This is a genomic window from Nonomuraea sp. NEAU-A123 (assembly GCF_018603905.1).
Taxonomy (GTDB): domain Bacteria; phylum Actinomycetota; class Actinomycetes; order Streptosporangiales; family Streptosporangiaceae; genus Nonomuraea.
In genome coordinates, this window is sequence record NZ_JAHFZZ010000025.1 from 1 (window position 1) to 19332 (window position 19332).

19 protein-coding genes and 2 pseudogenes are annotated in these 19332 nt (G+C 68.4%); 11 read left to right on the plus strand and 10 right to left on the minus strand.

Annotated features, from left to right (window positions below):
- A partial coding sequence (locus KLK06_RS47800) for a transposase (RefSeq protein WP_214640960.1) occupies positions 1–93 on the plus strand: 93 nt, incomplete at its 5' end.
- 394 nt (positions 94–487) lie between these two features.
- Here KLK06_RS47800 and ltrA read toward each other — a convergent pair.
- Both ltrA and KLK06_RS47810 read right to left on the minus strand, forming a co-directional pair.
- Entirely contained in the window at positions 488–1849 is a 1362-nt protein-coding gene (gene ltrA, locus KLK06_RS47805; protein ID WP_214642415.1) for a group II intron reverse transcriptase/maturase, read from the minus strand.
- A 665-nt stretch (positions 1850–2514) separates the two neighbouring features.
- Complete coding sequence (locus KLK06_RS47810) at positions 2515–3240, minus strand: recombinase family protein (RefSeq protein WP_308168778.1); 726 nt, start codon at positions 3238–3240, stop codon at positions 2515–2517.
- Between the two features lie 23 nt (positions 3241–3263).
- Between KLK06_RS47810 and KLK06_RS47815 the strand changes: the two genes are divergently transcribed.
- Positions 3264–3764: a DUF4158 domain-containing protein gene (locus KLK06_RS47815; protein ID WP_214642417.1), complete on the plus strand. Its 501-nt coding sequence runs from the start codon at positions 3264–3266 to the stop codon at positions 3762–3764.
- Here KLK06_RS47815 and KLK06_RS47820 read toward each other — a convergent pair.
- Positions 3699–4550, minus strand: coding sequence for a LysR family transcriptional regulator (locus KLK06_RS47820; protein ID WP_284735351.1), 852 nt, complete (start codon positions 4548–4550; stop codon positions 3699–3701). The two genes, KLK06_RS47815 and KLK06_RS47820, sit on opposite strands and share 66 nt — an antisense overlap.
- 258 nt (positions 4551–4808) lie before the next feature.
- Here KLK06_RS47820 and KLK06_RS47825 point away from each other — a divergent pair, with 258 nt between their 5' ends.
- From KLK06_RS47825 to KLK06_RS60810, 4 genes and pseudogenes are all read left to right on the plus strand, one after another.
- Positions 4809–4955: a hypothetical protein gene (locus KLK06_RS47825; protein WP_214642418.1), complete on the plus strand. Its 147-nt coding sequence runs from the start codon at positions 4809–4811 to the stop codon at positions 4953–4955.
- 78 nt (positions 4956–5033) lie between these two features.
- A complete protein-coding gene (locus KLK06_RS47830) occupies positions 5034–5345 on the plus strand; it encodes an EthD family reductase (protein WP_214642419.1) in 312 nt (103 codons plus the stop codon).
- Between the two features lie 109 nt (positions 5346–5454).
- Positions 5455–5721, plus strand: a pseudogene (locus KLK06_RS60805) (PhzF family phenazine biosynthesis protein); the annotation flags it as partial.
- Between the two features lie 92 nt (positions 5722–5813).
- Entirely contained in the window at positions 5814–6335 is a 522-nt protein-coding gene (locus KLK06_RS60810) for a PhzF family phenazine biosynthesis protein (protein WP_308168769.1), read from the plus strand.
- Between the two features lie 688 nt (positions 6336–7023).
- On the opposite strand, the gene KLK06_RS47845 is transcribed toward KLK06_RS60810, so the two are convergent.
- Positions 7024–7653, minus strand: coding sequence for a TetR/AcrR family transcriptional regulator (locus KLK06_RS47845; protein WP_214642421.1), 630 nt, complete (start codon positions 7651–7653; stop codon positions 7024–7026).
- Between the two features lie 90 nt (positions 7654–7743).
- On the opposite strand from KLK06_RS47845, the gene KLK06_RS47850 reads away from it, so the two are divergent.
- Positions 7744–8703: a ketopantoate reductase family protein gene (locus tag KLK06_RS47850; protein WP_214642422.1), complete on the plus strand. Its 960-nt coding sequence runs from the start codon at positions 7744–7746 to the stop codon at positions 8701–8703.
- Between the two features lie 194 nt (positions 8704–8897).
- Here KLK06_RS47850 and KLK06_RS47855 read toward each other — a convergent pair.
- The 4 genes and pseudogenes from KLK06_RS47855 to KLK06_RS47875 form a co-directional block, all read right to left on the minus strand.
- Positions 8898–9407: pseudogene (locus tag KLK06_RS47855) on the minus strand (Tn3 family transposase); the annotation flags it as partial.
- 364 nt (positions 9408–9771) lie between these two features.
- Positions 9772–10557 carry a MerR family transcriptional regulator gene (locus KLK06_RS47860; protein WP_214642423.1) on the minus strand — a complete coding sequence of 262 codons (786 nt, stop codon included), beginning with the start codon at positions 10555–10557 and terminating at the stop codon, positions 9772–9774.
- A gap of 105 nt (positions 10558–10662) precedes the next feature.
- Positions 10663–12186, minus strand: coding sequence for a serine hydrolase (locus tag KLK06_RS47865; RefSeq protein WP_250907170.1), 1524 nt, complete (start codon positions 12184–12186; stop codon positions 10663–10665).
- A gap of 771 nt (positions 12187–12957) precedes the next feature.
- The gene (locus KLK06_RS47875; protein ID WP_214642424.1) at positions 12958–13158 is read right to left on the minus strand and encodes a hypothetical protein; all 201 of its coding nucleotides are present in this window, start codon (positions 13156–13158) and stop codon (positions 12958–12960) included.
- A gap of 281 nt (positions 13159–13439) precedes the next feature.
- Here KLK06_RS47875 and KLK06_RS47880 point away from each other — a divergent pair, with 281 nt between their 5' ends.
- Both KLK06_RS47880 and KLK06_RS47885 read left to right on the plus strand, forming a co-directional pair.
- Entirely contained in the window at positions 13440–14270 is an 831-nt protein-coding gene (locus tag KLK06_RS47880; RefSeq protein WP_214642425.1) for an MFS transporter, read from the plus strand.
- Positions 14271–14327: 57 nt separating this feature from the next.
- Positions 14328–14699 carry a substrate-binding domain-containing protein gene (locus KLK06_RS47885; protein ID WP_214642426.1) on the plus strand — a complete coding sequence of 124 codons (372 nt, stop codon included), beginning with the start codon at positions 14328–14330 and terminating at the stop codon, positions 14697–14699.
- 42 nt (positions 14700–14741) lie between these two features.
- Here the strand turns inward: KLK06_RS47885 and KLK06_RS47890 are convergent, their stop codons facing one another.
- Positions 14742–15962 carry an FAD-dependent monooxygenase gene (locus KLK06_RS47890; RefSeq protein ID WP_214642427.1) on the minus strand — a complete coding sequence of 407 codons (1221 nt, stop codon included), beginning with the start codon at positions 15960–15962 and terminating at the stop codon, positions 14742–14744.
- A 130-nt stretch (positions 15963–16092) separates the two neighbouring features.
- Here KLK06_RS47890 and KLK06_RS47895 point away from each other — a divergent pair, with 130 nt between their 5' ends.
- Together KLK06_RS47895 and KLK06_RS47900 are read left to right on the plus strand one after the other, a co-directional pair.
- Positions 16093–16860: an IclR family transcriptional regulator gene (locus KLK06_RS47895; RefSeq protein WP_214642428.1), complete on the plus strand. Its 768-nt coding sequence runs from the start codon at positions 16093–16095 to the stop codon at positions 16858–16860.
- Positions 16861–16879: 19 nt separating this feature from the next.
- Positions 16880–17116, plus strand: coding sequence for a hypothetical protein (locus KLK06_RS47900; protein WP_214642429.1), 237 nt, complete (start codon positions 16880–16882; stop codon positions 17114–17116).
- Between the two features lie 521 nt (positions 17117–17637).
- On the opposite strand, the gene KLK06_RS47905 is transcribed toward KLK06_RS47900, so the two are convergent.
- On the minus strand, positions 17638–19293 hold the full coding sequence (locus tag KLK06_RS47905; protein WP_214642430.1) for a serine hydrolase: 1656 nt from the start codon (positions 19291–19293) through the stop codon (positions 17638–17640).
- Positions 19294–19332: the final 39 nt, after the last annotated feature.

Sequence of the window (19332 nt, forward strand, 5' to 3'; positions counted from 1 at the left end):
TTCTGGTCCCCGTCCTACTTCGCCGCCTCCTGCGGCGGTGCCCCACTATCGATCATCAAGGAGTACATCGAGAACCAGAAACGACCCGGCTGATCTGCCTATCCAGACCTGCCCGCTACTACACCACCCGGGCCGGGAGGCCCTCCCGCGCTGTCGTCTCCTCCCGGGCGTAAACGCCCGGGGTTCCACGCCAGAATCCGCTGAAGCATCTACGGGAGGAGAGGATCGAGCCGCCCGCTCCCGGGCGGATCTCCCGGATAAGGGGTCGGGGAACCTGGGAACAGCCGTTGGCGGTAGGGTCGGGAGCTGGCGCGGTGGTGATCATGGTTGACGGTAGGGCCCAGGGCCTGTCTTCCGCCGGTTTCCCGGTCGGCTGTGCTTTCCCTGGTGTCCGTGGTCAGGTCACTCCGTTTCCAGCTCCCGCCGCATCGAACTGGGCGTGCGGTTCTCCCGCACCCAGCTCACCGACGCCGTTCACCGCCGGTATTCAGCTTCTCCCGCCAGGGCTTGCCAGCTCTGGCGGGACGACGATTCCAGACAGCTTGATCAGGCCGCACTCGTCAGGCGAACGGTAGGCGACCACGTCGATGCCGAAGCGCCGTCCGCGTTTGTGTCGCTTCCCGATGAAGATCGCCAGCCGATGGGTCGCGTAGTGCCTGATCTTGCCGATGCGGATCGTGGAGTGGCCGTACTTGAAGTACGTCGCCCACCCGCGCAGGAAGTCGTTCAAGTCCTGTACGACCGCATCGACCGACATCCACAGCCGGGACCGGTGGGTGAGTTCCCCGATCCGGTCGCGGGCGTGTGCCATCGCCTTGTCTGCGGGCCAGCGAGCCAGGAATTGCACCCCTCTGCCTCCGCGCACCCCGCGAGAGCGCACCATCCGGTGGCGGAAGCCCAAGAAGTCGAAACCCGGGGCTCCTTCCTCCAGGTGGATGATGGCCGTCTTGGCCTCCTTCGGCTCCAAACCGAGTTCGGCCAGCAGCTCCCTGAGCCGCGCGAGCGCGGCCTCGGCTTGCTGCCGGGATCTGCACATCACCAGCAGATCGTCGGCGAACCGGACGATCACGCCGTGCTCACGAGCGTCCCATGCCCGGTCGATCCGGTGCAGGTAGACGTTGCAGAGCAATGGACTGATCGGACCGCCTTGGGCGGTCCCGGTCACCTCACGCCGAACATGCCCGTCCTGCATCACACCGGCCCGCAGGATCTGCCGGATCAGCTTGAGGACGGACTGGTCGACGATGCGTTCCTCGATCGCTTGCATCAACTGGTCATGCGGAATCGCCGAAAAACAGTTGGCGATGTCCGTCTCGACCACCCACCGGCGGCCCCGCCAAGCCTCATCGATGACGACTTGAAGGGCGTCGTGCGCCGACCGTTTCGGCCGGAACCCGAAGCTGCACGTCGCGAAGTCCGCCTCGAACACCGGCTCAAGCACGATCTTCAAAGCGGCCTGCACGACCCGGTCTCGGACCGTCGAGATGGAAAGCGGCCGGTATTCATCCGCCCGTCCCGGTTTGGGGATCATTACCCCGCGCGCGGGCAGCAGCCGGTACCGGCCCTCCCTCAGTTCGGCGGCCAGTTCGTCCACAAGCCGGACTGCCCCGTACTCATTTTCGATCTGGTCCAAAGTGGTCCGGTCGATGCCGGGTGCGCCGTTGTTGGCGCGCACCGCGACCCACCCACGCCACAGAACGTCCCTGCGCAGGACCTTGTCCATGAGCGCGTGAAACCGTCGTCCGGGATCGGCCTTGGCCGTCCGGTAAAGCGTGTGCTGCAGGGCACGCACCTTGTCCAAGGGAGCCTTCACCAGGGCGGTGGGACTAGCCGAAATCTCGGCACTCACCGGGCACCTCCATCTGCCCCAGACTCATCTGGGACGTCTGCATCAGCACGCGTCGACGAAGTAGGGGCCCTTCCCTCGCCGCCGGTTTTGTTGTCCGGTCGGCTCAAGCAGTACTACGGCCCCCTCCGACGCCCACCCGGCCAGTGATCCACTTCCCGAGGTCATCGGTTATAGGACACCACGCTCCGGCGACACGACTGCGCAGGTCACCGGGCCGGGGAGGGCCTCTCCAGTTCCCGCCGCCACTATCTGTACGTTCCACGCCCTCTACGCCGGGGGATCCTTCACGGCTGCAGTTTCAGGATCTTCGCCGCTTCCATGGCCTTCGCCCTTCTCAGCCGGGCTCGGCATCCCCTCGCCCCACCCGTCACCGGGTGAGAGATCTAACGACGCGGCAGGCTTCGCTTCATGCTGCGGACCGCACAGTTGCACGCCCCCAAGGGACGCTTGACGCTGGGCTTCGACCCCGACCGTTTCCAGACGAAGCCGCCAGCCTGCTACCGGGCTCCCTGACGATTACCCGGACCGGACTCGCACCGGCAAGCGACGACGAGCTTACGAGATCAGTCGTTAACCGCTCATTCGATCAACCACCTATCTCTACTGGACGCACCTGAGAAGGATCTTGCGCGAAGGGTGACGTCCAATTTCCACGTGTGACCGCTCTACCTGGAGGTCTCTGGCCCGTGGATGATGCGGTGGATGGTGGAGCGTCCGACGCTGTACTCGGTGGCCAGGTCGGCCAGGGACACCTCGCCCGCGGCGTATCGCCGACGGATGGAGCGCCGGGCGGGTTCGGGCAGTTTGGGTTGCTTGCCCTTGAGCTTGCCGTTCTTCTTCGCCAGCGCCATGCCCTCGCGGGTGCGCAGGTGCCCGAGGTTGGCCTCGAACTCGGCGACCATGGCGAGGGTCTGCAGGAACAGCCGCCCGAACGGGTCGTTCCAGTCGTAGACGGACGCGCCCAGGCCGAACAGCACGCCGCGTCCTGACAGACCGGTGAGGATCTCGTTGGCCTCGGCCATGTTGCGGGCGAACCGGTCGAACTTGGTCACCGTGAAGACGCTGCCGTCCCACGCGGCGGCGAGGGCCTGGTCGAGGCCGGCGCGGTTGCGGCGGGTGGTGCCGGAGAAGCCGTGGTCGATATAGATCCGGTCTTCGGGGACGCCGAGGATCAGGAGTTGCTCGGTCTGGATGATCACGTCTTGCTCGTCGGTCGAGCAGCGGGCGTAGCCGACACGGGTCGGGGTGCAGCCAAGGTACGGCGGAAACCGCCAATAGGCTGAGCGGCCCTCGGGTTTGCGCTGGTGAGGGCAGGGGTTCCCGGATGTGATCGATCTCAGCCCTCGGCGTAGTTGATCTTTTGGTACGTTCCTCGATCCGTATGGGTTGATATTTGCGGGTCTGGGGTTGTGGCGTGACGTCGGTCGAGCGGACCGCGTATCCGCGGTTCAAGCGGTTCCTGTCGGCCCGGGAGTTGCACGTGTTCTACACGCCGCAGACGGAGGAGATCGCGTGGGCGAGTGGGCAGGTGCGGTCGGACAACCACCTGCTGGCACTGATGGTGCAGCTGAAGTGCTTCAACCGGATGGGCTATTTCCCCCGGCTGGATGACGTCCCGGAGGCAGTGGTGGCCCACATCCGCCGAGATCTCGGGCTGGGCGAGGACGTCGCCGCGGTGTACGACTCGGACCGGACCCGGGGCCATCATCGGATGCTGATCCGCCGGCGTAGCGAGGTCGTGTCGGACATTCAGCAAGACCGCCGTCGTCGTCATCACCGCGAAGTCCGCCGGGCGCAAGGTCTTCGGCCTCGCCACCGCAGACGTCCGTCTCGCTTGACCTCTTGCGCGTCAGTCCGGCAGCCAGTGCAGCTCGTGCGCCAGGGTTTTGGCGACGGCACGGATGCGGCGGTGTAGTGGCGACTGCTCGCGTGGGAGGACCAGGTGGATCGTCAGGCTGGGCGCGCCCCGCAGCGGTCGCCAGGTGAGACCGGCCGGTGGTGCCGTGACCGCGGCTTCTCCGGCCGGGGCGAGGGTGACCCCGTCGCGCAGGTCGCGCTGAGACATGTCGAAAGAGACTGCGGGCGTGTGGAATCGGGGGTGTGGTCGGGTGTCTCGGAACAGTGCGGACAGCTGATCGTGGATCACGGGGTTGGCCGCACGGTCCGGGAGTCGCAGCGGATACGCGGCCGCGTCGGCGATCTCGATCTCCGGGTGTTCGGCCAGCGGATGGTGCTGCGCCAGCTGGACCCCGATGCGCACACGCCGCAGCAGGAACCGGCGCACGCCACGGCCCGGCTGTTCACCGCGGGTGATCCCGGCATCGATGCGGCCGTCGGCGACCGCGGGGGAGATCTCCGGTGTCGCCATCGGGACCGCGCCGACCTCGAGTCCGCTGTTGCCGCGAATCAGCCTGTCCACCAGGGCCGGTGCCGTCTCGGCCCCGGCGCTGAGGCTGTATCCGATGCGCAGCGTGCCCAGTTCACCGGCCGCCGCGCTCCGGGCGGTGTCCCATGCCCGGTCCAGCGCCGCCAGCGCGGGCGGCGCGGACTCCGCCAAAGCCGCACCGGCCGTGGTCAATACGACGCTACGCGTGGTGCGGACCAGCAGGGACGTACCGAGTTCCGCCTCCAATCGGCGCATCCGGGCGCTGAGTGCGGGCTGTGCGATACCGATCCGGGCGGCCGCGCGGGTGAAGTTCAAACTCCTGCGCCAGCACCAGGAAGTACCGCAGGCTCACCGTATCCGGCGCCACGTGCCCTCCCTGCCGATTGATAACGATCCGTTCTGAGGCTATCCCGTACCGGTCTTTCCCTCGACCGCACATCAAGCCCTAACCTGCGCATATGACGATTCAACTGACCGCAGTACTGGACATCGCACTCACGCACACCGCCGATTTCGAGTCCGCCCTCACGGCTCTCGCGAAGGCCGCGGCCACCAAGCCCGGTGTGCTCGACTATGGATTCTGGCGCGACCCGACCCACCCGGGCCCTCCCCGATGTCGTAGCCTTCGTCGGCGACCTCCCGCCGTGGCTGGCCACCGACTCCCACGCGCTCCTCGAAACCACCTCCGTCCTCACCCAGATCCCGATGCTCCGCACCTAGCGAGGTCGGCGGCAGTTCTTAGCAGGAGCTCCCAGGTCACCCGGAGTGTTATGGTCTCGTCTCTGGACGAAGGTCGTCATGCATAAGTTGGTGGTCCTGTATTCCAAGCCCGCCGACCCTGACCACTTCCGCGACTACTACGTGACCAACCACCTTCCGCTGATCATGAATTGGCCCGGCCTGCTTGCGTGGCGCTACAGCTTCGACGTGGCGGCGACCAAGGGAGAAGCGCCGTATTTCGCGGTCTTCGAAGGCGACTTCGCTGACGCCGCCGCCATGGCCGCGGCGCGGGCGTCGCCGCAAGGCCAGCGGGTGGCCGCCGATGTCGCCAACTACGCCACCGGCGGTGCGGTCATCATCCACTATCCGGTGCAGGACGGCACCGGCTGAGGCAGGACGGTACGCTCCGGGACGCGTTCGGTCGGCCGTTGCGGCCAGGTCCGGCTATCGGCGGACGCCGTTCGCGGTTGCCGGTTCGTTGAGCGTCAAAGGTGGGCCGATGTCCTGGCCGGATGTCACGGTGGTTGATGCGTGCGTGCGGCGCGACGGCCGGGGCGGCAGCCCCACGGCCGTCACCGACGACGACCCGGCGGCGACTGACGCGGACCGGCGTGCGGTCGCTGCTGCGGCCGGCACCTCGCACGCGGCGTTCCTCGGCCCGGGGCGGACGCCGGACGGCGGCTGGCCGGTCCGGTTCTTCACCGCCACCGCCGAACTGTCCGGCTGCGGCCATGGCACCGTTGCCGCGCAGGCTGTCCGGTTGACCCGCACCGCGCTGGGCGAGCTGAACGACCGCCAACACACCGGCGGGCGCACGTTCGACACCGTCGCGATCCGCCGCCCCGCCGGCATCGAGGTGTGGTTCGACCAGGGCCTCGTCGCGCTGCGTCACCGGCGCCGGACGAGCGCGCCGCGATCGTCGCCGCGCTCGGGCTCACCGCGGACGATCCGCATCCGACCGACGCGCCACGGATCGCCGCGCCCGGCGCGCCACGCATGCTGGTACCGGTCCACGACCGGTCGGCGCTGCTCCGAGTCTGCCCACACCTCGGCAGGCTGACAGCGGCGTGCCAGCGGTACGGGCTCCTCGGCTGTTTCGTGTACGTACCGCCGGTGGGCGACCGACCGGGTGCGGCGCGGATGTTCGCGCCGGCGATCGGTGTCGACGAGGACGTCGCCAACGCCAACAGCACCGGCTGCCTGGCCGCCCACCTGCTCGACACGGCAGGGGCGCAGACGGTCGCGATCGAGGTGGAGCAGGGTGACACCCTCGGTCGACCGGCCAGCGTGCTCGCTTCGGCCCGACGCGGGCCGGCGGGCATCACGACCCGGGTCGGCGGGTTAGCGGTGGTCCGCGACGGACACCGAGGCGACAACTAGACCGTCCTCTTCTGCGATCCGCGCATGGGGCTGGGGCTGTCCGCTGCGGTCAAGCGTTGGCACCCGGTGGCGGCCGTCAGCGGGGCGCGGTGTCGAGGGCGCGGCTGAGTGTCCATCGGGAGACGCGCAGCTTGGCGGCGACGGCGGTACCGAAGATGATCCTGCCTATCGGGACTTCTCCGAGCGCTGGTCCTCAAGGGCCGATCCAAGATCGGAGACTGCTCAAGATCATCACTAGCGCCATTTCCGTGGATCATGCTAGTCACGGGCCGGCAAGAACAAGGGCAAGCCGCCGCCCGTCGCCTCGCTCTACCGGGCATTTGCCGAAGCCGAGGCGGCAGCCGAACAGGCCGCCGCGAACGACCGCGTGACGCTGCGACCCAAGCCCGCCCCGATCCGGCAGCGCAGCGAGCCGGAAACACCCGAGGAAGCCGAGCTCCACGACCGCCTCCAGGCTCAGGTACTCCAACGCCGCGCGGGCCAGTAGCCCAAACCCGCACCCACTACTGGCCCCGCTACCCGCCTATTGCCGGTTTCCGCCGTACCTTGGCTGCACCCCGGGTTCCGTTCACGGCTCCAAGTGTTCCGGATAGGGGGCCTTCACCGGAACAGTTCGCGGAACACCTATACGGAACACCCTGACCTGGGGCGATTGTCCGGGCGGTTGGTGTTCCGGTGGGGGATCCCCTTACGGAACACCACTCTGATCACCGACACTCTCCTGCTCGTGCTCGCGCTGACCGTTGCCTGAGTGCGACCGGCGCAGCCCGTCCAGCACGAGGGTGATGACACCGTCGGCCTCGGCCCGCCAACCGGGGCGGTCATGGGCCGCACCGATGCCATGCAGTGCCATCATGACGGCACCGGCACCCACGTCGTCGCGGACGGCGCCGTCCTTCACGGCGGCGGCCACCAGGTCGGTGACAGCCTGCTCCAGCGCCCGACTACCCTCGGCGAGCGCACCCGAGCCGGTGGCCATGAGCGTGGCCAGCGTCCGGGCGAGGCCCTGGTGGACATCCATGTAGCCGACCATGCCACGCAGGAAGGTCGCCAAGGCCTCCTCCGCGGGCAGCGTGGCCTGCAACTGGCGGGCGCGGTCGCACAGCGTGGCGACCTCCTCGTGATAGACCGCCTCGGCCAGTGCCTCCCGGGTGGGGAAGTGGCGGTACAGCGTGCCGGTGCCCACCCCGGCCAGCTGGGCGAAGTCATCGAAGCGCAGGTCGAAGAAGTCCCCGGCGTCGAAGACCTCTCGTGCCTTGGCGATCAGGACATCGCGGTTGCGTTGGGCGTCGGCCCGCAGGGGCTTGTCGGCGGTCATGCGCTACCTCGCGTTGACAAATGGAGATGACCTCCATATTTTGGAAAGTGGAGATGGCCTCCAAATCGATCGTACCCCACGAGGTGCAGCGTGAAGATCCTGATGTTCGGCCGAGGCGTGATCGCCACTGTCTACGGCTGGGCCCTGCAACAGGCGGGACATGACGTCGAGTTCTACGTCCGACCGGGTCGCGCGGCGACGTACGGGGACGCGGTGGACCTCGACCTGTTCGATACGCGGCGCCGGGTGTGGGGGCAGCGCGTCGCCGAGAAGTGGCCGGTGCGCTACCGCGAGGCGCTGGAGCCGGACCACGACTTCGACCTGATCGTGCTCAGCGTGCCGCACCACCGCCTCGCGGGCGCGACGGCCTTCCTGGCCCCGCGTGTCGGCCAGGCCACGGTGCTGATCTTCGGCAACATCTGGACCGAGCCGCTGGCCGCGATCGGCGCACTCCCGCTCGACCAGATCGCCTGGGGCTTTCCCCAGGCCGGTGGCGGTTTCGGCGCGGACGGCGTGCTCCACGGGGCACTGCTGCCGTCGGTCATCTTCGGCACACTCGGCCAACCCCCGACCGACCGGGACCGGGCCGTGCGCCAGGCGTTTCGCGAGGCCGGGCTCCGGATTAAGGAGCAGCCTGACTTCCGCGGCTGGCTGTGGGTCCATTTCGTGTCGGATGCCGGCCTGTTCTCGCAGGGCCTGCGGCTGGGTTCCCTGTCCAAGCTGGCCGGGGCAACGGGCGACCTGCGCGAGGCGCTGCTGGCCGGTCGCGAGCTGCTGCCGCTCCTCCAGGCGCGCGGCCTCGACCTGCGACGGCACCGGGGCGGTGTGCTGCTGTTCCGGGCGCCCACCTGGCTGGCGGCACCCGTGCTCGCCTGGCTGACTGCTCATGTCGCGCCCGCGCGCGTGAGCCTCACGGCGCACTCCGACCCCGACGCCGAAGAGCCGCGCGAGATCTGCCGAGACACCCTGGCGGAAGCACGCCGGTTGGGGGTCGCGGTACCGCGACTGGAGGCGGCGGAACCGAGCTTCGCCCGCGAGGTGACAGGCTGAGTGAGCGGCTACGAGACTTCCCCGCAGTTCCGCTGTGATCATCCCTTGGCGACGAGGGGTAGGAACGTCGACGACCTCGCCCCACGCCGGGTGCACCTCCTCAGCCGTCCGCGCATCCTTCGAAAGATCGGCCAAAAGGACAGGATCGCGCAGCCAGGCCGGGCACGGCGGACGATTCTCCGGATCCCTGGGGTCTACCCCTCCTCCTCCACGCCGCCGCCGTCGGGGAGAGCGGGGATGTCGGGGGTCTCGCCGAGCTGCCGCAGGCCTTCGGCCGGTGCAGAGGAAGAGATGGAGTAGCGGCCCAGGACGTTGAGGTGGGCGTGGCCGAGCGGGGACAGCCGGGCGGCGTCCTCATCCTTGACCGGGACGCCTTCGGCGCGCAGCCGGTCGACCGCGGCCGACAGGTACTTGGAGTTCCACAGCGCGACCGCGTTGACGACGAGGCCCAGAGCCGCTAGTTGATCTTCTTGCCCTTCACGGTACGCCTTGCGGATCTGACCGCCTCCGCCGTGGCAGATCTTGCGGGCGAGCCGATGCCGGGACTCCTGGACGGTGAGCTGCTTATTCAACCTGCGGCGGTAGGTGTCGTCGATCGGATCCAAGATGCTGAGCAGATGGAGGGTCTTGTCGATCCGCCCGTACTCGGCGAACGCCTGCCCGAGCGGGGTGGGCCGCCCGCCTCGGGCGAACATGCGCAGCAGGCCGGGCAGGACGTGGACGGCGTAGGAGTCGCCCGCCGCCACGCCGGACAGTGCAGGTCCAGCAAGGCCGTGACGTACTTCCGGGTGATCTTGATGCCGCACTCGCCGCCGATCTTGGCCTCGGGCATCCCGAGGTGCGGCTGGATCACCGAGTAGTCGCTGCGGCCTTGACGGGCTGGGCGGGCGGGCAACCGCGCGGCGACGCAGATCCGAGCGGGCCGGTTTCGAGAGCGAGGGAGCCGAGCCGGCCGGCGCGCAGCCGCTCGGCAGCGACCCGGAGTTCCCCCTCGTCCTGTCCGCCGGTGAACGGCGGTCGTTCACCGCGAACACCATCGCCGGGCCGAAAGATCGGAGCACGGCGCGGTCAGTGGGAGTCTGGTCTGGGGATATGGATGCCGGCGGCGCGGAGCTTGGCCTCGAAAAGCGCGGCCAGCCGCGCCACGGCCGGCGTCTGCTCTTCGCCGTGGTGGGCGATCAGCGTGTACCGGATCGCGGCCTCGGTACGGGCTTGCAGACCGGTCACCGTCTTCAGCAGTGCGGGGTTGGCGAGGTAGTGGTCGGCCACGGCGGTGGCGAGCTCGGCGATGCGGGGGTCGTCCGGTTCCCAGGCCGCGGCTTCGGCTGCGCGCTGGGTCAAGGCGACGAGCCGGGTGTCTTCGAGGGCGTGCTCGAAATGGGTGAGGTAGTCGTCGAAGCCTTCTGGGACCAGGGCCTTGGCCAGCACCCAGCCCTCCCTGGTGGCCGCCACCTCGTCCGCGGGGAATCCGAGGCCGAGCATCCGCTCCAGCAGCGCCACAGCGCGGTCGGGCAGCAGGGCCCGGTCACCATCGGCGAGCCGATGCAGCGTGTCACGCCGCGCGATCAACTCCTCGATCCGTTCGGTGAGCTGCCGCTCGACGTCGGCGAGCGTGGTGGCGAACAGCGCGGCATCGGCGTCGAGCAGGAGCCCGATCTCGGCCAGCGGCACCCCGGCGGCGGCCAGCGTCCGGACCTGGACCAGCCGCAACAGATCGGCCGATCCGTACCGCCGGTAGCCGGAGCTGTCGCGTTCCGGCTCCTCGACCAGGCCGAGCTTGTGGTAATGCCGCACCGTCTTCACCGTGACGCCGACGAATACCGCCGCCTGCCCGATCGTGACTCCGTTCCTCATCTGCTCAGCCTGCCTTGTGCTCGTGCTCGGCGTGGCCCAGGTTCGCGCTCTACCTGATGCACGACCGGAAGGGGGCGTCCCTCGAGGCGTACGGGTCACAGGTGCTCAGTCCGTCGGCTGAGCCGGCCCACCGCAGAACACCTCGTTCACGAGCCTTTGCTGGGCGTTCTGGAACGCTGTTGCGATGGACAGGTCGGCGTCGTCCACGCAGTTCAGCGCTGCGGTCAGGGTCTTGCTGCCGTCGGGTGTGCTGTACATCAGCGCCGCGTGGCCCACGGCGGCGCCGTTGTGGGAGATGACGGTGCCGCCGTCCGTGTTCAGCACGAACACGCCCAGGCCGTAGTCCATGTTCGGGATGCCCGTCGGGTGCGGGGTGCACATCTCGGCCAGCAGCGGGGCCGGCAGGAGCTTGCCGCCGACCAGCGCGGAGATGAACGTGTGGAGGTCCTGGGTGGTCGAGATCATGTCGCCGCCGGTGGAGATCCAGGAGGGGTTCTGGCGGGTGACGTCGACCGTCTTCTGCTGCCCGGCGTCCTCGTAGCGGTAGTAGGCGTGGGCGTGCGGCTCGGGGATTTCCGGCGAGGCGTCCGGCACGACGGTGCCCGACAGCCCGAGCGGGCCCAGGATCAGCCGCCGCATCTCCTCGGCGAGCGAGCGGCCGGTGACCTTCTCGATCAGCAGCCTGGCCAGCACGTAGTTGGTGTTGGAGTAGCTCCAGCCCGTCCCCGGCTCGAACCGCGCCGGCTTGGACAACGCCAGCTCCACCAGCTCCTGCGGCCGGTAGGTCTTGAACCGGTTGTCCATCCACTCTTTGCCCGTGGTGCTGTAGGGGATGGGGATCCCCCGCGCGACCGTCCCGTCGTCGTAGACCTCGCCGGTGAAGTTGAACACCCCGCTGGTGTGCTGCAGCAGCATCCGCACCGTGATCCGCTCGTCCAGCCCGAACTCGGGCAGGTAGTCCGCCGCCGGGGTGTCCAGCCCGATCTTGCCCTCGGCCACCAGTTGCAGCACCACGGTCGCGGTGAAGGTCTTGGTGTTGCTGCCGATCCGGACATACCCGTTCGTCGGAGGCTTGGCGGTCTCGCCCAGCTCGGCCGCCCCGGCGCTGCCGACCCACTCGCCCCGCTCATCGTGTACGCGCAGCGACACCCCGACGAAACCGGAATCGACGATCTCCTCGATCGCCTTCTGCAGCTCCGGGCGATCCTGCCCGGCAGCAGCCCCGTTGTCCGCAGTGACGTCGAGGGCGGCGGTGATCTTGCGGGCCATCTCGGCCGTGGTGGTGCTTGGCTTGTCCGGGTGGACCTGGGCGGCATCGATGGCGAGGAGGATGGTCGTGCGGAAGTTGTCGGCTTCTGCTGGAGCTTGCTTGCAGAGCAGCTTCATGGCTGCGGTCAGGGCCGGCAGTACGCGGTCGGCGAGCTCGGCGACGGTCTTGCCCTTCAGCTCGATGTCCTTGGCCTTCGCGGCGAGCACGTGCCCGACCAGGCCGGTCGCCGATGTCAGGGCGATGGCGGCATTCGTGGCGGCCTTGTAGGGCGAGCCGGTGGCGGCGGCAATCAGCGACACGGCACCGTACGCGGCCGTCCGAAGGGTGCTCTTGTCCTGGCCGGAAAGGGTGATGGACATGGTGGTTTGCTCCGTTAAATCCGTTATGTCCGGTCGGCGTCGTGCCGCTGCGACGAGCTTCCACCCTGACCCAAGGTCAACCTCAACCGTGATCTAGCTCACAGCCACTTTTGGGGGTTTGCCGAGACGCTCGGACCGTTGACCCGGGTGGCCAGGCACTCAGCTCGTACCAGGCACGTACCTACCCTGCCCCCAGCGGTCCAGGGTGTGGTCGAGGTGCTGGTCGAACAGGCCAACGAGGTCCACGGTGGGGTCGAGGAGCCACTGGATCTCCAGTCCGTCCATGGCGGCGCAGAGGGCGCGGATCTCCGATTCGGCCTGGCCGTGCGTGATGGGCGGGATCTCTCCCGCCTGCGCCACACTGAGCAGCCGCCCGACCAGCATGTCGACGATCTTCCCGTAGCGTTGCTGGATGAAGGCCCGCGCCGGGTGCTTCTCATGGGAGGCCTCTCCGGTGAGGCGGATGAAGAGCTCCAGCAGACCGCGATGCTCGACGTGGTACGTCATGAGAACGCGCAGATCGTTGAACCCCCGCAGCCCGGTCCGTTCTCCTATGCCGAGCGCGGCGGTCTCCCTCGCCCACCATTCCAGGACGGCGGCGAGCAGGTCTTCCTTGTCCTGAAACGCCGAACAGGCCGAAGCCGCCTGCCGCGCCGGCAAGAAGGGCGTCCTGGTGGAAAAGCCGCTGGCCACCACCCTGGACGAGGCCCGCGCGATCGCCAAGGCGAGCAGGGACAGCGGCGTACCCGTTGTGGTGGGCGCCATGCACACCTACGACCCGGCATGGCTGGCCGCCGAGCGGGCCTGGGGCGATCTGCCGGAAACCGTCCGCCGGGTCCGCTCGCGCATCGTCCTGCCGCCCAACGCGCGCTTCGAATCGCCGGCCACGCAACTGCACACCGACCCGGTGTTCCCGGCGCGGGGCGGCGATCCGGCCGCCGCCATCCACGGCGCGATCCTCGGCCTGGCCATCCACAACCTCCCGCTGGTACGGCGCTTCCTGCCGGAGATCGAAAGCGTCGACCTCGTCCGGCCGCTCAAGCCGTTCGGCTATCTGCTCACCCTGCGGGGCGGCGGGCGGACCGCCGAGCTGATCGGCTACCTGCACGGCGGCTGGCGTACGGAATGGACCTTCGAGGCCTGGGGCGACGACGGCGAACTGCGGCTGGATTTCACCCCCTCCTACGTACGCGCCGGCTCCGCGACGGCCGAACTGCGCACCGGCGCGGGCACGCGGCTCTTGGCCCGACCACGTGCCCGAACAGCAGCGCGGCCGGGTGTCCGGCATCCTCGGCCCGATGAGCAACATCGGCATCCTGGTCGGCACGTTCCTCACGACGATGGTCGTCGGCAACACGTCCCTCATGTTCCTTCTGCCGGGCGTCTTCACCTTCGCCGCGATCGGGCTGCTCATCGCCTTCCTCCCCGACCGCCCCGCCGACCGCGGCCTGCTCGGCCCCTTCCGCCTGCTCGACCTGCTGCGCAGTCTGTGGGTCAACCCCTTCGCCCACCGCGACTTCGGCTGGGCCTTCGCCGGGCGTTTCCTGCTGTTCACCGGAAACGCCTTCAAGCTCACCTTCGGCTTCTACGTCATCACCGATCGGCTCGGCTACAGCCCTGCCGAAGCGGTGTCCCTCGTCTTCACCGCCACGCTGGTCTTCACCGCGGCCTCCCTGCTCACCGCCACGTTCGGCGGCTTGTTGTCCGACCGGACCGGACGCCGCAAGGTCTTCGTGCTCGTCGCCTCCCTCATCATGGGCGTCGGCCTGCTGACCCTCGGATTCGCCACCACCTACCCGCAATACCTGATCGGCTCGGCGATCCTGGGTCTCGGCACCGGCACCTACCTCGCCGTCGACATGGCCCTGGTCGTCCGCGTCCTGCCCAACCCCGACAACGCGGCCAAGGACCTCGGTGTCTTCCAGATCGCCAACTCACTCCCCCAGTCGCTGGCACCCCTGATCGCGCCGCTCTTCCTCACCATCGGCGGCGGCAACCAGAACTACCCCGCCGCCTTCACCGCCGCCCTGGTCTTCGCCGTCCTGGGCGCCCTGACCGTCATTCCCATCCGCAAGGTCCGCTGACAGTCCCTGCCGACGCCTCACGACGGAGCTCCCGCGCGGGATGAGGCCGAGCCCGTCGTGGTGCCCGGCACTACCGGCCCGAGCAACACCGCCGTCGTGGTCGTCGCACGGCATGACCAGTCCACTCTGTACGACTCGGTCTACGGCGACGACGAGCAGGTCATGCGTCACCTCATCGAGCTCGGGCACCGCGACATCGTCCACATCGCCAACCTCGCCTCGGGGCATGTGCCCTCGGCCATCTTCGCCGGAGCAGATGAGGCCGCGTTCGGAGCGCTGCGCGCGATCGCGGAACCGCCCGACGAGGTCGCCTCGACCGTCGCGGTGGTCGGCTACGGCAACACCCGCTTCGCCGACCACCCCAAGATGTCGCTCACCAGCATGGACCAGCCCGGTCGAAGCGGATCGCCACCGCCGCACCGACAGTGATCTTCGCGGACAGGTCGGCCTCGGCCGGGAACGCGGGGACGCTCAGTGTCCGACCAAACCTTGTCGCAGGTCGAGTTCGGCGTCGTGGCCGTAGATCCACCCGTTGTGCGCCAGTGGGTCCTCGCCCGCGAACTGCCTGTCGCGTGCCTGCTGGGCGGCTCCATCAGGGAGGTGGTTGGTCTCCGCTCTGCCCCGGCTCAGTTCCTGCAGCCGGATCGCCCGCGGCCGCCGGATGCTCTCATAACGCCCCAGCGCGGCGACCGGGTCCTCAGGCTGGGCGGCCAGGCAGCCGGCCAGCACAGCCGCATCCTCGATCGCCTGAGCCGCGCCCTGCGCGAAGAACGGGAACATCGGATGCGCCGCATCCCCCAGCAGCGCGACCGGCCCAGTGGTCCAGCGGGGCAGCGGATCGCGGTCCAGCAGCGCCCAGCGTCCGGTGCGCTCGGCCGCCGCGAGCAGGGCGCTCAGCTCGTCCGACCAGCCCGCGAACTCGGCTCGCAGGTCCTCGATCCGCCCCTCCGCCGACCACGACTCCCTCGTCCAGTCTCCCGCCGGAGCGAACGCCACGAGGTTCACCACCTTTCCCCCGCTGATGGGGTAGTGCACCACGTGGTGGCCGGGGCCCAGCCACAGGGTCTGCACGGGGCGCCGCGCGAAGGCCGGCGCCTGCTCGGCCGCCACCAGGCAGCGGTAGGCGCACAGTCCGGAGAATCGCGGCGGGCCCGCCTGCGCCACGTAATGGCCGACGGTCGTGTGCACCCCGTCGGCACCGATGACCACATCGGCCATCGCCCGGGATCCGTCGGAGAACGTCAGCTCCAGACCCTTGTCGAACTGGCGCAGTTCGGTGAAGCGGCGCCCGAGCCGTACCCACGACTGAGGAACCGCCGCCCGCACGACGTCGAGAAGATCCGCGCGGTGCGTGACGTAACACTGCTCGCCGTATCGCCGCTCGCACTCCTGCCCAAGCTCCTGCGAGAACAGCACTCGCCCGTCCGCCCAGCGCCGGAACTCCCACCCTGTCTGTAACGCGATCGCGCGTTCCTCCAGCCGCTCGATCCCGCCGAGCCGGCGCAGCAGGCGCACGGCATTCGGGGGCACGATCACTCCGGCGCCGACTTCGGCGAGCGCGGGGGCCTGCTCGAACACGGTTGCGTCGATCCCGGCTCGATGCAGGAACGCGGCAGCGGCGAGACCGCCGATGCCGCCGCCGACGATCGCGACGCGTGGACCGGTCGGATTCGGGGTGTTCGTGATGGGCATTGACGGACCTCCATTGGCTGCTGCGGCGCTCACCCGCAAAGTTGGCGCATCGGGTTCGGGTCGGGCAGCGCCATGTCCGGTGAATGGACATCCGGTGAGGCGGCCCTGACAATGGCTCAGCAGCAGTGCGATGAAGGGGTGCGAAACGGCCAACAGTCCCGACCGTGGCCGCACGGTCATCTCCCGGGCCTTGGCGATCCTCGGCACCTTCACGACGGACCGTCCCCAGTTGACGCTGGCTCAGATCTGCCGGCAAACCGGCCTCCGGCATGCCACCGCGCACCGGATCGTCGGCGAGTTGGCCGCGTGGGGGGCGCTGGAACGCAAGCCGGGTGGCGCCTACGTCGTCGGACTGCGCCTGTGGGAGCTGGGCGCGCTCAACCCCCGTGCGCTCCCACTGCGGGTGCTGGCGATGCCGGTCATGGAGGACCTCCACGCCGCCACCCGACAGCACGTGCAACTCGCCGTCCTCCAGGGCACCGACGCCCTCGTCGTGGAACGGATCTCCACCGCCCACGCGGTGCCGATCGTCTCGCAGGTCGGGGGCCGGGTGCCGCTGCACGCCTCCGCCGTCGGCAAGATCCTGCTCGCCCACGGCGACGAAACCCTGCTCGACACCATCGTCGGCAAACGGCTGTCCCGGTTCACACCCGCGACCATCACGGACCCGGGCGAGCTGCGTGTGACGCTCGCGGAATGCCGCAGGACCGGTGTGGCCATCGTCCGGGAAGAGATGAGCCGCGGAACCTATTCGGTCGCCACCCGCATCACCGACTCCAAGGACCGCGTGGTCGCCGCCCTGTCGGTAATCGGCGCCGACCCGGCCACCCAGCGGCTGATACCCGCTGTCGTCGTGGCCGGGCGCAGCATCTCGCGCGATCTGCGTTCGGCGAGATGAGCAGGTCGGCTCCGGCATCGTGGCGGGAGGCAGGCACGCCGGCGCGGCGGGATCCGTGCTCGTACCCCGTCCCGGCACCACGATCACTCTGGACGAGATCCGCACGACGATGGAGCGCGGCGGCGTCGCCCGATTCAAGATCCCCGAACACCTGGTGATCGTCGACGAGCTGATCTCCACCAAGGTAGGGAAGATCGACAAGAAGGCCTTGCGAGCGGGCATCGCCCGCCGCCTGGAACCACAGGCCAGCACGTGAACGACCCGCACGGCACGCTGCCCTGGATGCGACAAGAGCCGCCATCAGCGAGCCGCCGAGATCGCGGAATCCGCGACGCGTCCCGTTCACCTCCTGCGACCCGAACTCGCCACCACCGACCAGACGCTCGACCAACGATCCCCGGTGCGCCTGAGGCGTGGTGTCCACGCCTGCCTGGTGGATCTGTTGATCGGCCTTGGGCAGACTGCGGCTGATTGTTGAGGGTTTTGGTTTGATAAGAAATCTACATTGCAAGAAGCCCCTGCCTTTACAATGTAGATTTCTTATCTACGCACCCCGCTTGATCCTGCATCGGCCGCACTCGCGCCGTCGGCGGATGACCGGCCGGAGCCGTGATCGCGTCCTCGGGCCGAGGAGCCATTGCAGCGGTTCTTACGTCCCGGGCTCCCGCATCGTGTGGCAGTACCGCTACTGAGCCCCTCCCTGCCGTACAGCACGCCCGGCCGCGGCATTCACGGTCGGCGCGTTCGAGTCCACGGCAATCAGTCCCGTGGCGCAGGCTACGTCGTCGGGAGGCCGACCGCGTTGGACGCGTCGGCCTCGAAGTATTCCGTCGTAGCGAAGGGGCCGACATGATCCTCGAAGAAGCTCCTGACGCCGTCGACCGAGTCATGGACGATGGCGTTCACCGCCCTGGTCCCGTCGGTGCTCGCGACCGCCAGCGTCCACTTGGCACCCCTGGGAAGCTGGCCGTACGCCTTCTTCAGGGAATCCCAGAAACCGTCGTTGTCAGAAATCGTGGAAACAGCCATGACGTGCACCGTGGCACTCTCCTCATTGACTCTTGGATTTACTCGGCAATTGATGTGAAGATACTGTGCGGCACCATTCTTGAAGTCGTAGATCGCGACGGTCTGAGGGTCCTCGAGCGGATCGTCAGAAGGCATCAAGAAGTGGGTCTCGCTGATCGGGAGCAGCTCGTAGTCGAGCTGTTCTGGCTTATTGAGGAGTTGCGCCTCCATGGGGTTCAGGGTGAATTTGAGGTGGAGCTTTCCGCGGTCGGCCGCCACTTCGTAGCGGGTGCCGGGGCGCTCGTAGGAGCCTTCGTACCTGGACAGATCGAGGGCCAGGGTCGGGTCGGGCTCCGGCAGGTCGGGGATCGTGACCGCGCCGAGATCGGCCAGGATTTCGTTGAACACCTTCCGGTAGAAGCTGTCGCGCGGCCCGGCGTTCGCCAGCATCGAGACGGCGATGTTCGATTCCGGCAGGATCCGCAGGCGGGCGCTCTGACTGACCGCGCTGCCGTCGTGGGCGTAGACGGTTTGGCCGTGCCAATCGCACACGATGAGGCCGAGTGCCCATTCCGGCCCGAACATGTACGGGTCAGGTATGGGGACCCGCGACTCCGTCATCTCACGGATGATGCCGGGTGAGACGATTCTGGTCCCGTTCGGCGCCTTTCCTTCGTGGAGGAAGACATACGCCATCATCAGCAATTCCCGGGCTGTCGTGCTGACGTTGCCTCCGGGGCCGAAGGAGCGCGGCAGGTGATCCAGGGGTGAGAGGATGGGTCCTTCTTCGAGGGATCGGATCAGGTATCCGGTCGCGGCCCGGTCCTGGTCCACGTGCTCACGCCGGCTGCTCGTCGAGGTCAGTCCCAAAGGATCGAACAGGCGATCCTTCATGATGTCGTCCCACCGCTTGCCGTCGATCACCTCCATGATGCGGGCGAGGATCGCGTAGCCCAGGGCCGCGCTGTAGCCGTGTGTGTGGCCCAAGGGGTGGACCTGGTATGCGCCGGCGATGTTCTCCACCATGCGCTCGTACACGTCGTCGTCCTCGCCCGGATCTCCGTAGCTCTCCTCGATGCCGTTGGTGTGGTTGAGGAGATGGCGGGGTGTGACCTTGGCGCTGACGTCGGGGTCGGCGACCCGGAAATCAGGGAGGTAGGTCCGCACCGGCCCGTCCAGCGCGACTTTCCCCTCGTCGACGAGCTGCATGAAGGCGAGGGCGGTCCAGGTCTTGGTCACGGAGCCGCACTGGTAGATGGTGTCGGGCGTCGCGGGCTCCCGCGTGGAGATGCTCTTGACGCCGACCGCGAAGTCGGTGATCTCCCCGTCGCGGAGGACGCCGATCGCGGCACTCGGAATCCGGTACTCCGCGAGCAGCTCGGAGACGCGAGCTCGTATCCGGGTCACATCCAACGCTCTTGCCATAAGGGGTTCCTCGTCCTCTCCGATTCTTTCCGGGCGAAA

Coding starts and splice junctions, on each gene's coding strand:
- KLK06_RS47895 (WP_214642428.1), top strand. CDS start 16,093: ATGAAGGGGTGCGAAACGGCCAACAGTCCCGACCGTGGCCGCACGGTC.
- KLK06_RS47865 (WP_250907170.1), bottom strand. CDS start 12,186: ATGTCCATCACCCTTTCCGGCCAGGACAAGAGCACCCTTCGGACGGCC.
- KLK06_RS47830 (WP_214642419.1), top strand. CDS start 5,034: ATGCATAAGTTGGTGGTCCTGTATTCCAAGCCCGCCGACCCTGACCAC.
- KLK06_RS47860 (WP_214642423.1), bottom strand. CDS start 10,557: ATGAGGAACGGAGTCACGATCGGGCAGGCGGCGGTATTCGTCGGCGTC.
- KLK06_RS47905 (WP_214642430.1), bottom strand. CDS start 19,293: ATGGCAAGAGCGTTGGATGTGACCCGGATACGAGCTCGCGTCTCCGAG.
- KLK06_RS47825 (WP_214642418.1), top strand. CDS start 4,809: ATGGATTCTGGCGCGACCCGACCCACCCGGGCCCTCCCCGATGTCGTA.
- KLK06_RS47875 (WP_214642424.1), bottom strand. CDS start 13,158: ATGGCCAGGCCGAGGATCGCGCCGTGGATGGCGGCGGCCGGATCGCCG.
- KLK06_RS47845 (WP_214642421.1), bottom strand. CDS start 7,653: ATGACCGCCGACAAGCCCCTGCGGGCCGACGCCCAACGCAACCGCGAT.
- KLK06_RS47890 (WP_214642427.1), bottom strand. CDS start 15,962: ATGCCCATCACGAACACCCCGAATCCGACCGGTCCACGCGTCGCGATC.